6 protein-coding genes are annotated in these 12,273 nt (G+C 57.8%); 4 read left to right on the top strand and 2 right to left on the bottom strand.

The genetic code is table 11. The annotated features are described in order from the left end of the window. Window positions 1-50 precede the first annotated feature (50 nt). Together Q1W15_RS08635 and Q1W15_RS08630 are read right to left on the bottom strand one after the other, a co-directional pair. Entirely contained in the window at window positions 51-5,486 is a 5,436-nt protein-coding gene (locus Q1W15_RS08635; RefSeq protein WP_300726352.1) for a hypothetical protein, read from the bottom strand. Window positions 5,487-5,587: 101 nt separating this feature from the next. Next, on the bottom strand, window positions 5,588-6,067 hold the full coding sequence (locus Q1W15_RS08630) for a sigma-70 family RNA polymerase sigma factor (protein ID WP_300726349.1): 480 nt from the start codon (window positions 6,065-6,067) through the stop codon (window positions 5,588-5,590). A 322-nt stretch (window positions 6,068-6,389) separates the two neighbouring features. Between Q1W15_RS08630 and Q1W15_RS08625 the strand changes: the two genes are divergently transcribed. The 4 genes from Q1W15_RS08625 (at window position 6,390) to Q1W15_RS08610 (ending at window position 12,137) form a co-directional block, all read left to right on the top strand. Further along, window positions 6,390-7,562, top strand: a complete 1,173-nt coding sequence (locus Q1W15_RS08625) for an efflux RND transporter periplasmic adaptor subunit (RefSeq protein WP_300726346.1) — start codon at window positions 6,390-6,392, stop codon at window positions 7,560-7,562. Then, window positions 7,563-9,530 carry a MacB family efflux pump subunit gene (locus tag Q1W15_RS08620; protein ID WP_300726343.1) on the top strand — a complete coding sequence of 656 codons (1,968 nt, stop codon included), beginning with the start codon at window positions 7,563-7,565 and terminating at the stop codon, window positions 9,528-9,530. A 7-nt stretch (window positions 9,531-9,537) separates the two neighbouring features. Further along, a complete protein-coding gene (locus Q1W15_RS08615; protein ID WP_300726410.1) occupies window positions 9,538-10,932 on the top strand; it encodes an efflux transporter outer membrane subunit in 1,395 nt (464 codons plus the stop codon). A gap of 206 nt (window positions 10,933-11,138) precedes the next feature. Continuing rightward, window positions 11,139-12,137, top strand: coding sequence for a hypothetical protein (locus Q1W15_RS08610; protein WP_300726340.1), 999 nt, complete (start codon window positions 11,139-11,141; stop codon window positions 12,135-12,137). The last annotated feature ends 136 nt before the right edge of the window (window positions 12,138-12,273 follow it).

The raw sequence follows: 12,273 nt of genomic DNA, 5'->3' as shown, positions 1-12,273 counted from the left end.
ATAGCGCGCGAAAAATCTGCCCGGCGTCCGCGTGCCGAAGGTGCAGTGCTTTACATTCGAAAAATCAGAATCTCGCCCTTTCTGGACACACCGGCCAATACCTTATATAGCCGGCCACTTTCGAGGGCATCGCGCAGTGTCTGCAGCAGTGGATTCGCTGGGTGGGCGCGCATTTCATGTTCAATCGTCGTTTCAACCCACCCATCTGACATGTACCGTCCATGAACCGTGCTGTGCATGCCGATGCCTCGCAATACATTACTGCCCTCTCGTATACCCAGCACTTTGACCGCAACCAAATAGATTTCCCCGTTGGGCCCACGGTATACCTGCCGGAAAATATTACGACTAAAAACGCCCGCCACCTCAGGCCCCAATGCTTCATATCCCCTAGCAACCAACAGGTCACGAAGATATGTGTTCACCTCTTTCATATGAGCGGGTTGCAGTTTTTCCATGGATTCCAGCGTGCTGCGCATGGCATCGCGACGAGCAATCTCTTGCACCGATGTCGGGGCCACAATGGTGTAGTTCCCTCTCTTGAATGATTCATTCACATTCAATTGGTTCTGCGCCGAACTCATTAAAGGGGTGAGCCCCTGAATTTCGTCGTAAACCGGCAGCCCCTCAGGCAGGCCTTCCCCCTTGAGACGGGCATCAAAGATCTTTATCAAGGTGTCAACAGGCTGTCCGTGTCGGTAGGAAAATTCCATGGCCAACGCATCTTGCTCAGGTACCGTCCTGGCAAGACGCAACTCTGGCACGATGCGCTTGATCAACTGAAACCCATACAGCGACACATAACGAAGCCGCTGCTCATCACTGACCGGAGGCGGTAATAATTGGCGTGACAAGTTATCCAGCCGTACCTTCATATCGGCAGCGGGAGCCGGAGCCAACTGCCATTGACCCATACGCCGAAAAGCCCCCTGGGGTTCAACAACCAACCCGTCCTGGACCCTTCCCCCGGGCCTAATCACTGTCAACCGATTGATGATTTGGTTGTAGTACGCCTGAAAGAACGCCCCGTTGATGGAAATGAAATCCATCTGACCCGCCTCATCATCCATGTGATAAATCCCCTCGGCCGACAGACGTCCGCTAGGCGTGAGTTGCCCTACTCGCTGAGAGTCCCATTCGTAAAGCGGATAAAAGCCATCACCATTCGCTTCTCGACCGATAAAGATCTCACGATCTCCAATCACCACCGAATCCATGGCGCTGGTGCCGGGTGAAGGTCGTGGGCTGACGCTGGGGACTAGCGCGTAGGCTTCCAACTCTTCGATCAATGGAACGGATACAGGCCGGGGCTGCGACGAGCCTGCGCTAGGGCCCGGTGTTTGCGCGCGGAACTTGTCACCCCACACCGGCTTTACCCCCGTAATCTTGATCTGGATGGCAAACAGTTGCTCGAGCCCCGAACCCGCCGGAAAGTCATAATCGGCCAATATGCCTTGCGCCACCTCAAGCGACATACCCCCCTCAAGCAGGTACTCCACGGCAGGCTTCATACCGCCGGGCAGTCCATAGCCAGCAGCCAGGTGCCACTCTGCGTTCACACCCTGGCGAACGGGAGGCCCAAAAGTGCCTGTCACGGGGTCTCGCAAGTGCAGGGCCTGGGCATTTTTAGGCCGCCCCACGTTGTAGGTTTTGCCCTTGTGCACAATAAATTGAACACCTTCGCTGAGGTAACTGCCACGGTCATACTGCCCACTCAAGGCAGTGGCACCTTGAGGGGAGCGATCAATCTCAAAGCTCTTGAACAGCACCTGCGCGCTCACTCGTGCTTGTGCCGGCCTGGCCTGCGCGGCCCAGCCCGATTGACTAAGGGCTCGCCGCGCATTCAAGGATTGCAAGTGAACCTGGGGCAGTGCGAGAGGCACTGAGGTAGGGCCTTCTGTATCTGCCACCTCTGCTATGCCCGCCACTTCTGCACCTTCGGCCCCGGGTGCGGGCAGTACAGCCCCGCCTATGGTCACAATAATGTCGGCCACGCACATCACTATGTGTGCCGCGAGCATTACACGGTCCAATAGATCATGAGTTTGACTCAACGCCGTCGCCGCCCGCGTGATGAAATACACATCACTGATCAGGTTCAAACCGGGTACAAGGGCCATTCCCGACGCAATCAAATCCAGGGTCTGCTGGGTGTCACGCTCATTGCGCAATGCCAGAAGCCGAGCGTTGGTGCGACTCACAAGGTTCACCGTGCGGATCAGCCGCTCAGGGCGTTCAAGGCTTAGGCTCCACGCCAAATCAGCTTCAGACGTAAAGACACTCTCCAGCCACTCGGTCGGAACAAAAGCGGCCCCATCTGCCAGATACTTTTGCACCCCTGCTACGTCTTCATTGGACTTCACATGCTCGGCCACATACTTCATGTGTGCCGCCGTATTGGCCATGCCTGTCAATGCTGCGTTGGCCAACGCCAGACTGGTGTAAACCTGAAGGTTTTTGCCCTCAGGAAAATCAGGCAGGTAGAGCAGTGTCATGCCCGAGCGTTTATCACGAATGACCCGTATCTGGTCCAGAGAGCTCCACCCGTAATGCTCGACAAAGCTACTGAGAACCACCTGGCCGATCTCAACACTCATGCCTTCAGCGTGCAGGTCAGCCACCGTACGGGCCCTGATGGCACAGCTGAACAACGTCAAAGCGGCCTCGCTCAGGCCTTGCTGGCGGGACAACCACAGTTGCAGTTCCAGCGCCTGCCGGTGGGGCCGACTCATCAATTGAGTCAGGACGCTATTCTCGGGCTGCATTGCAGAGAAACTGTCGCTGGCTGACGCGGGGCCAAAAAAAACACGCGTGACCTCTCGTTCGTAAGCACCCGCCACATCCAGCGCCGGTATTGTCCGACCCAGGTAGTCAGGCGTGAGTCGAGATTTCCATCGGGCGTGTCGGACATGCATATGCTTGAGGCGTAGAGCCGTTTGCGGATCCGTCATATCGATGTTCATCAAGGCCAGTTGGAGCAGCGAGTAGTCCCGGTAATCCAAAGGGATTTGCCCGACCTCGATCTCGGGAATGATCGCCTTTGGCGGGCTGAAGGTTTTGATGACTTTGACTGAATCCGGTATGCCAAACATAACCTGTTGAGGGTCAAGGTCTTGTCCAAAGCCATCATGGATAAACTGGTCGTGCAGTTTTTGCACCGCAAACGCTGTCAGTGAAGGCAAGTGTGTTGCCAGGTAACGCTCAACCGCCAAGGTGCTTTCACTGATTACACGCAACTGACTCGCATACGCTTCTTGCGCCGTCTCGCTCAACGTGCCGATCACCGTCATGCATTGCTCTTTCAACGCCTGCGCCTGACGCTGTATGGCCACGTTCTCAATAGCCAACTCACGCGCGGCATGCTCAGGCACCTGCAGCAACATAGAGGTCGTCAGCCCCAACAAGCGCAGTGACGTTATCGGTTGTAACCCCTGAACAATAAAACTTCTTTTTTTGATCGCTGACAGCGTTTTGCGGTGCGCTTTGATTTGCGATTTAACGCTGTATTCGACAAAGCCAATCGGTATGTCGAGCCATTGAATGGCCAGCGATGACGGTTGGGTCAACTCATTGACCCAAGCGCGAGCAGCCACTTGCTCTTCAAGGGCTACGGTCATCCATAGCGCACTCTGTGGGTAACGGGTAAGGGTTTTACCGATCTGTTCCTGCAGGTGTTTGAGCGAGGTAAACGCTGCCAGACCACCGTCAACGCCCGGTACAAATAACAGCGTGGTCGCCGGTGTCGAGGGCGCGAGCAACGCTTCACGAGCAGTAATCACCACCACGCCTGCCAACAGGAAGGCCTGATCCGGGGGGCCAATTGAAACACCGACGGTGCGTAACGACGATGTGCTGTCGGCACCTGCAATGTTGAGTTTCAAGGCTTGGCTCAAGGCCCTGAATTCGGCCTCGCTCAATTGTTTCTGCCACTGCTGCAACTGGCCTTCATGATGAATCGCCAAACCGCGAATGGCGATCAAGGCACGTTGATGCGAGCCCCCATCGCGATCAAGCGTCAGCACATCCGGGTTCTCAAGCTCACGTTCAACCGTCAGGTCCTTCACATGCGTGACCGCCCTGTCACGCTCTGCCTGCAGTAACAACTGGCTCTCTAGAAACTGATTGAATGGTGCGCTCTCCTGCGTCAGTTTCAACGGGTCCAGTAACTGTAGGAGTGCGTGCTCCTGTACCTGGATTTTTTCCTGACGGATACGCAACGCGATCTCAACCGCAAGGCTGCCGAATGTAATGTCGCCGGCATGCCAGCGCGCATCGCGGCGAACTAGCGCTGCTACCGCTTCAATCTGTTCAGCAGGCAAGCCTTTAGAGGCAATTTCGCCCCGCCATTGTTCAAGGGCCTGAGCGTAACTAAGAGCCACGCCGCTAGTGTCTTGCGCCAGCAGGGTTGAAGCTCCGTTTTGTAACGCCGGGCTGACCATCACGGCACTGAGCAATTCATTGCTGTGCTGGGTACTGAAACTGGCGCGGGCGCTGTGCTGAAAAATATCTTCGCTGACCGGGGTGTAAACCAGCCTGTCCAACGTACGCTTCTTGCCCGCCTCGTACAGCACTGAACGGCTGTGGTACGCCAACAATTGCCACAGCAACCAGCCCGGCTGAGTGTCACTGCCCGTCCAGCGTTGCAGTTGCGCCACAAGGGCTGCACGCGAGGCGTACTCAAACAGTTCCAACCCCAGCCCCGGTACAAACAGGAGCTCACACGGGTCTTGCGCCGTGTCGCGGGCATGCACAACAAAGGCCCCCTTAAAGGTCACCGAGCTGCCATTGCCATTGCCCCAGGCAATTTCACTGATTTCCCGCTCGGCCGGCCCTGCACCGGCCTGCTGACGTTCCAGTTGCGAGGGCGCATCGATCACCTGCCGCCACCTCTTTGCGCCCTCATCGCTTAATTGCCCGCAGGCTTGCGCCAAGGTCACTTGCGTTCGGATCAAGGTGCGGCGCAACTGCCCTGCATAATCGCCGCGACTTACTGATTGGCCCGCCGCAATAGCGGCCCAGTAGTCCCTGACGCTAGTGTTGTAACGCGTCGGCATCCCCAGGGCTTGAAAATGCGTGAGCACCTGAGCGGGCGTCAGGGGAAACGCTTCATCGTCCGCAGCCGAGGCCCATTTGAGGGTGATGCGCGAATTGATGTCCGCCGGAACCGCAACACCGTGGAGGTAATTGGCCACCGCCTGCGTCAAGGTTATCTGGGGCTGCTGCGCAGCTTTCCATTCAACCTGGTCCGGGTCGTAGGTCAAGGCGGTGTGCAACTGCTCACGCAGCACCTGATTCAAGGTGGGCGCTGCGGCATACAAGGCCTGGATCTGTTCATGGGCATGCTGGTTCAACGTAATTGCGGCTTGCAACCCGTTGACCCATTCACTGGGAGAGACCGCCGCCTGCAAGCGGCGGTCCAACTGAAGCAGCATCGCATCGCGCGGGGTCAGTGAGGCTGGCAGGGATTGGGCGTGATGGTTAGTCATGTTGCGCTCATCTGAAAAAAATGTGCGCTCATTAAATCAACGGAGTCTTTCTTGAAAGTGCTAGATAGTTAGCGCCAGCCTGAGCATGGGGCTGGTTGGCTTCAAGCGTTATCCCACTGGCGGATACGCACACGGCAGTGCTTCATGGCATTCACGATGTGCTTTTCCACCACGCTGCGCGACACGCCCAGGCGCTCGGCAATCTCAGGGTGAGAAAGCCCTTCGATCTTGCGCAGCAAAAAACTTTCACGGCACACGGCGGGCAGTTCGCAAAGTGCCCGTTGGACCATTTCCAGTCGCTGGTCGTGGTCCATCAACATCTGTGGCGAAGGGCTGAAGAAGCGCTCTTCAGTGTCCAGGACCTCCAGCGGCTCAACCTGACGCGAAGCATTGCGCCGATGGCCGTCGATGACCAAATTGAGCGCCGTGCGGTACAGAAACGCCCGAGGCTGCTCAATCGGCTCATCGCTGGCTCGTTCCAGCACGCGAATATAGGCGTCATGCACCACGTCTTCGGCGGCGTGGGCATTGCCCAGCCTGGCACTTAAAAACCTCACCAGTTCGCGATAGTAGTTTTCCAACAGGACTCCTGGGCGCAACGGCAGCGGCAACACATCACGAGCACAACATCAGACTCAAAAAATAGCGGCGTGATGATGGCACTTTTAGGGATGCAATTTATAGTAATTCTCATATAGATTTAAAGCGCACGCCCTTGAATCGCCTGAAAAAACGACCGAGAAACATTTGGTTACCTGCTTGTAGGAATATTCTTAATTTATTAGCTGCATCCTACGTCTACTCAACAATTCCCCGTGTCAATCACCGGTCGCAAGCCTTAGGTTCTGGGGTTGAAACCCGGCACCATGACCACGGGCCGATTTTATTTGGCCGGAACCCTGCATGAAACGCCCTCGACAGACCCGCCGTGCGCTGCTGCTTATCGTGTGTTTAACGCTGGTCAGCGCACTGATTGCGTGGCCCTTTCTTACGCCAGGGCGCGAAGCCTATGACACCGTTGCCGTGACCCGTGGCGACATCGAAAGCAGTGTCACTGCCCTCGGCACCTTGCAGCCACGGCAATATGTCGATGTCGGTGCCCAGGCCTCCGGGCAAATCAACACGCTGCATGTCGACGTCGGCGATGAGGTCAAAGAAGGTCAGTTGCTGGTCGAAATCGACCCCGCAACACAAACCGCGCGCATTGACGCCAGCCGTTTCGCCATTGAAAACCTCAAGGCCCAACTGCAAGAGCAGCGCGCCCTGCACACGCTGGCCCGGCAGAAATTCCAGCGTCAGCAGCACCTCGCCAAAGGCGGTGCCACTCGCGAAGAGGACGTGCAAAGCGCCCAGGCTGAAGTGCACACCACCCAAGCACGGATCGATATGATCCAGGCGCAAATCCGCCAGGCCCAGGCCAGCTTGCGCAGCGACCAGGCCGAACTGGGCTACACGCGCATTTACGCGCCCATGTCCGGCACCGTGGTGATGCTCGATGCCCGCGTCGGCCAGACCCTCAATGCCCAGCAGCAAACCCCGTTGATTCTGCGCATCGCCAGGTTGTCGTCCATGACCGTCTGGGCCGAAGTGTCGGAAGCCGATATCGGTTATGTGAAACCGGGAATGCAAGCCTATTTCACGACCTTGAGCGGGGGTAACCGGCGATGGAGCAGCACCGTACGCCAGATCCTCCCCGTGCCGCCCAAGCCCCTCAATGAAATCGCCCAGGGCGGCGGCAGCCCCGGTGGTTCAGGCAAAAGCGGCAGCGGCCGCGTGGTGCTGTACACCGTGCTGCTGGATGTGGACAACACCGACCAAGCGCTGATGTCGGAAATGACCACCCAAGTGTTTTTTGTCGCCGGCCAGGCCAAAGCCGTGTTGCTGGCACCCATTGTCGCGCTGCAAGGCAGCACCGAAAGCGATCATCAAACCGCCCACGTGGTGGCCAAAAACGGCAAGGTCGAAACGCGCACCCTTCGCACCGGTCTCACGGACAGGCTGCAGGTACAAGTACTCGAAGGATTGAACGAGGGGGATCATCTGTTGATCGGCCCGGTTAATGGCCATGGAGGCTGAATGCCTACTCCCTTGATCGACCTGCAGGGCATCCGCAAGGTCTATGGCGGTATCGACAGCCCCGAAGTGCAGGTACTCAAAGGTGTCAGCCTGTCGATCCACGCCGGGGAGTTCGTCGCCATTGTCGGTGCGTCCGGTTCGGGCAAGTCGACCCTGATGAACATCCTCGGCTGCCTCGACCGCCCCACCAGCGGCCGCTACCTGTTTGCCGGTGAGGATGTCGCCCACCTGAACTCCGATGAGCTGGCGTGGCTACGCCGCGAGGCTTTCGGCTTTGTGTTTCAGGGCTATCACCTGATCCCTTCGGCGTCGGCGCTGGAGAACGTCGAGATGCCTGCCATTTACGCCGGCACACCCGCCGCCGAGCGACACGCCCGCGCCGCCGCCCTGCTCACCCGTCTTGGCCTGGCCGAGCGTACGGGCAACCGCCCACATCAACTCTCCGGTGGTCAGCAGCAACGGGTGTCGATCGCCCGCGCGCTGATGAACGGTGGGCATATCATCCTCGCCGACGAACCGACCGGTGCCCTCGACAGCCATAGCGGTGCCGAGGTCATGACGCTGCTTGACGAACTGGCCAGCCAGGGCCATGTGGTTATTTTGATCACCCACGATCGCGAGGTAGCAGCCCGCGCCAAACGCATCATTGAGGTGCGTGACGGCGAGGTCATCAGTGACAGTGCCAACGGTGAACCCGCGCCTGACGACAATCCCAAGGCTCTGCAAGCCATCGACCTGCGCCAGCGCCTGAACGAGGGCAGCGAAGCTCGCGGGGCCTGGAAAGGCGAAGGGGTGGAGGCCGTGCAAGCCGCCTGGCGGGTGATGTGGATCAACCGTTTTCGCACCGCCCTGACCTTGCTCGGCATCGTGATCGGCGTGGCCTCGGTGGTGGTCATGCTGGCTGTGGGTGAAGGCAGCAAGCGCCAGGTCATGGCCGAAATGGGGGCTTTCGGCTCCAACATTATTTACCTCAGCGGCATGCCCCCGCGCCCCCGGGCACCACTGGGCATCGTCACGCTCAACGACGTCGCCGCCCTGTCGACCTTGCCCCACGTAAAGATGATCATGCCCATCAACGGCGCGGAGATTGGCGTGCGCTACGGCAACGTCGACCACACGATGTACACCGGCGGCAACGGTATTGATTTTCCGGCGATCTTCAACTGGCCGGTGGTACAAGGAAGCTTCTTTACCCAGGCGGATGAAGACGCTGGCGCGGCGGTCGCGGTGATCGGTAAAAAAGTGCGCGACAAGGTACTTAAGGACGTGGCCAACCCGATCGGGCAGTACATTTTGTTGGAAAACGTGCCGTTTCGCGTGGTCGGCGTTCTGGCCGAGAAAGGGGCCAGCTCGGGCGACTCGGACAGCGACTCGCGCATTGTGGTGCCCTACTCCGCTGCCAGCGTGCGCCTGTTCGGCACCCATAACCCGGAATATGTCGTGATTGCGGCCGCCGACGCGAGCAAGGTCAACCAGACCGAAAAAGCCATCGAACAGCTCATGCTCAAATTGCACCACGGCACACGCGACTTCGAAATTACCAACAACGCCGCAATGATTCAGGCTGAAGCCAAAACCCGCAACACGCTGTCATTGATGCTCGGTTCAATTGCTGCCATTTCGCTGCTGGTGGGCGGTATCGGCGTGATGAATATCATGCTGATGACCGTACGCGAACGGACCCGCGAAATCGGTATTCGTATGGCCACCGGAGCCCGTCAGCGCGACATCCTGCGCCAGTTTCTGACCGAAGCCCTGATGCTGTCTGTTGTGGGCGGTGCCGCGGGCGTCACACTGGCCTTTGTGGTCGGTGGCGTGTTGCTGCTGTGCAACGTGGCGGTGGCGTTCTCGATGGTCGCCGTACTCGGTGCGTTTGGCTGTGCACTGGCAACGGGCGTTATTTTCGGCTTTATGCCCGCCCGCAAAGCGGCACGGCTCGACCCCGTCACAGCCCTTACCAGTGAATAACCTTGTGATAAAACTGCCTTTAAGCGTGCTGCCCTTGTACCTGATGCTGACTGCCTGCAGCCAGTCCATTCCCCCTGACACAACCGGGGTGATACCGCCCCTGGCGTGGCAATCCCCCCACAGCCAGGCCGACCAACCGATCAGTGCACAATGGTGGACACACTTCGCCAGCCCCGAACTGGATCGCCTGATTGCCCAGGCGCGAACCGACAGTTACGACCTGGCCGCAGCGGTGGCGCGGGTGCAACAAGCACGGGCCAGTGCCGTGATTGCAGGTGCTTCGCGCTTGCCCGAAGCCACATTGGCCGGCAGCGGCAACCGCGAGAAACTGCTACGTGGCCAAGGCTATAGCCAACTCGACGCTCGCGACGATAACAAGGCGGTGGATTATTTTGACGCCCGATTGACTGCCCACTATGAAGTCGACTTCTGGGGAGGCCAGGCCGCCGCACGGGAGAGCGCCGGGCAACGGCTCAACGCCAGCGAATTTGACCGCGCCACGGTGGAGCTGACTGTGCTCGGCAGCGTCGCCGACCAGTACGTGCAAACCTTGGCATTTGACGAGCAACTGCGTATCGCCCGCCTCAACCTGCTCAACGCCGGGCGCGTGCTGAACGTGGTACAAACCCGTTACGACGCCGGCTCGGCCACCGCCCTGGAACTGGCCCAGCAAAAGAGCCTGGTGGCCAACCAGCAACGTCAGGTGCCGCTGTTTGCGCAACAGGCGCAACAGGCCCGTATCGGCCTCGCCCTGTTGCTCGGTGAGCCCGTGCAACGCCTGACGCTGGGCGGCACACCCTTTGATCAGTTGCAATGGCCGACGATTGACAGCGGCGTGCCTGGCCACCTGCTGAGTCGCCGCCCTGATATTGCCCGTGCCGAGGCCAACCTCGCCGCCGCCCACGCCGACATCACCGTCGCCCGCGCGGCCATGCTGCCCGGCCTGACCTTAAGCACAAGCCTGGGCTCGGGGGCCGACCGCCTGAGCGATGTATTGCGCAGCCCGTTTTACAGCCTGACCGCCGGGCTGGCCGCACCAATTTTCAACAACGGTCGCCTGAGCGCCGAACGCGACAAGACCATCGCCCGTCAGCAGGAACTGTTGAGCACTTACCGCGCCAGTATCGTCAACGCCTTTGCCGACGTCGAAAAAGCCCTCACCACCATTCATGGCCTGGACCAGCAACGCCACTGGCAAGACGAAGAACTCAAACAGGCTCAACGCGCTTTCGACCTCGCTGAAAACCGCTACCAGGCCGGGGCCGAAATGCTGCTGAGCGTACTGCAAACCCAGCGCGTGCTGTATCAGGCACAAGACCAGAACGTGCAACTGCGCCTGGCACGGTTACAGGCCAGCATTGAACTGTACAAGGCGTTGGGCGGGGGCTGGCGAGTGAGGTGACCGCCCGCGTATTCATTGTGTGTGGGCAGTTACATTTAACCTTCCGCACACGGTTTTATTCAGCCTATTTATGTATGACCTGTACATTCACGAAATCATTACTCTCCCTGCTCAGCCATACATGGCTCTGGCGAAACACCTGTAAACACCCGAAGTTTAACTGTGCACAAGAACACACCCGAGCAACGTGCACACAGGAGCGTTTAATGAGCATCGAAACACAAGAGCGTTCACAATCATCCCGTTTTTCGGTCATTCACACGATTGAAGAACCACACTGCATGCAATGGCATCAGCTTCTATCCATTGAGAGAACAGCGGCTTGCAGTCCGCTTGCGTCCATTGAATTCAACGACAAGTTATATATTTTCTACACTAAAGAGTCACCCGACCAACCCTTGTCATTAGGTTACATCGTCTTATCAACACAACTTGATGGGCATGCCATTTTCATCGAAAGCCGCAATAATATTGCGGTGCAAGGACTCACCCGTGCTCGTCAGGCAGTGAGTGTTTTTAACGGAAGCTTGTATTGCTTCTTTACAGCAAACGACCTGTCAGTGCGTTATCTGACCTTTAACGGCGTTCAATGGTCTTCTGTGAGAGTTGTGCCAGACCTCTTAACCTCAGATGCCCCTGCTGTGTTCAACAACGGCGATACGCTTTACCTCGCTGTTCGGGGGAGCGAAAGCACTACACTTTTCCACAAGGAACTTTGGCGTGATCGTTGGGGAGACACCCTGGAGGCTAACAGCATTGAGCTTAAAGGCAGCCCTTCACTGTGCGCATACCAACCACACCCTGGCTCAGCCAAGCTCTATGCCGGTTTTCGTGGCGTCGATGACAAGCTTTATATCAGCAGCCTTTTGCATAATCAGTGGTCACCGGCCTACACCAATCTTGCCATTGATCTGCACGACTCAGTGTCAATTTTTGCCGGGAGAAAAGGCCTTTACCACGCCACATTAAAATCCCCCTCACACGCTTGCCTGGTTGGCGTGCACCCCTTCAGTTCAACAGAACCTGTAATGCTGAACGAGTCAGTCGAAACGTATGTGTCCACTCCGTGCTTTGTACCGTATCGAAATCAGTTGTATTTAATTGGACAACGCCCGTGCAACAACATTGGCCTGTCTATTTTTAACGGCTCCTGTCATTCGGGGCATGAACAATTGCCCGACTTCCCTTTACCTGTGCCTGAATAAGCGCAGGGTGTGGCGCAACACCCTGTGGACGATCGATTCATGACCCAAGGTCAAAAGTGCTTTGCCCAACCTGCGGTGTTTGCGGCGGGTTAAGGCACGCATACTGGTGCTCAACCTTACGCACTCCAGGAGTTAC

This window comes from Pseudomonas sp. (assembly GCF_030150285.1).
In the GTDB taxonomy this organism is placed as follows: Bacteria; Pseudomonadota; Gammaproteobacteria; order Pseudomonadales; family Pseudomonadaceae; genus Aquipseudomonas.
Note: the sequence above shows the minus strand (reverse complement) of the source record. Positions and strands in the feature narration are given on the sequence as shown.